1 rRNA gene is annotated in these 1,365 nt (G+C 51.6%); it reads right to left on the bottom strand.

The window, feature by feature from the left end:
• Nucleotides 1-16: 16 nt before the first annotated feature.
• Nucleotides 17-1,365: ribosomal RNA gene (locus K225_RS0119125) — 23S ribosomal RNA — on the bottom strand; the annotation flags it as partial.

Here is a 1,365-nt window from a genome sequence, read left to right as displayed (position 1 = left end):
TGGCTATCAAAGTTATAGGGTCAAGCCGCACGAGCAATTAGTACTGGTTAGCTTAACGCATTACTGCGCTTCCACACCCAGCCTATCAACGTCCTGGTCTTGAACGACTCTTCAGGGGGCTCAAGGCCCCGGCAGATCTCATCTTGAAACGAGTTTCCCGCTTAGATGCTTTCAGCGGTTATCTCTTCCACACTTAGCTACTCGGCAATGCCACTGGCGTGACAACCGATACACCAGAGGTGTGTCCACTCCGGTCCTCTCGTACTAGGAGCAGGCTTCCTCAAATCTGCAGCGCCCACGGAAGATAGGGACCAAACTGTCTCACGACGTTTTAAACCCAGCTCACGTACCTCTTTAAATGGCGAACAGCCATACCCTTGGGACCGGCTACAGCCCCAGGATGAGATGAGCCGACATCGAGGTGCCAAACACCGCCGTCGATATGAACTCTTGGGCGGTATCAGCCTGTTATCCCCAGAGTACCTTTTATCCGTTGAGCGATGGCCCTTCCATACAGAACCACCGGATCACTATGTCCTGCTTTCGCATCTGCTCGACTTGTCAGTCTCGCAGTTAAGCACGCTTATGCCATTGCACTATCGTCACGATGTCCGACCGTAACTAGCGTACCTTCGAACTCCTCCGTTACGCTTTGGGAGGAGACCGCCCCAGTCAAACTGCCTACCATGCACTGTCCCCGATCCAGATAATGGACCTGGGTTAGAACCTCAAACACACCAGGGTGGTATTTCAACGTTGGCTCCATGAGATCTAGCGACCTCACTTCAAAGCCTCCCACCTATCCTACACAGATCTGTTCAAAGTCCAATACAAAGCTACAGTAAAGGTTCATGGGGTCTTTCCGTCTTTCCGCGGGGAGATTGCATCATCACAAACATTTCAACTTCGCTGAGTCTCAGGAGGAGACAGTGTGGCCATCGTTACGCCATTCGTGCAGGTCGGAACTTACCCGACAAGGAATTTCGCTACCTTAGGACCGTTATAGTTACGGCCGCCGTTTACTGGGACTTCAATCAAGAGCTTGCACCCCATCATTTAATCTTCCAGCACCGGGCAGGCGTCACACCCTATACGTCCACTTTCGTGTTTGCAGAGTGCTGTGTTTTTATTAAACAGTCGCAGCCACCGATTTTTTGCAACCCCTTTGGGCTTCCTCTGTACGAGTTCACCTACTTGGGGCATACCTTCTCCCGAAGTTACGGTATCAATTTGCCGAGTTCCTTCTCCTGAGTTCTCTCAAGCGCCTTAGAATACTCATCTCGCGCACCAGTGTCGGTTTGCGGTACGGTCGTCAATAGCTGAAGCTTAGTGGCTTTTCCTGGAAGCAGGGTATCACTCACTTCG

Origin of the sequence: Acidovorax sp. JHL-9 (genome assembly GCF_000426205.1) — a bacterium.
Classification (GTDB): Bacteria; Pseudomonadota; Gammaproteobacteria; order Burkholderiales; family Burkholderiaceae_C; genus Acidovorax; species Acidovorax soli.
This window is presented reverse-complemented; position numbering and strand designations above follow the sequence as displayed.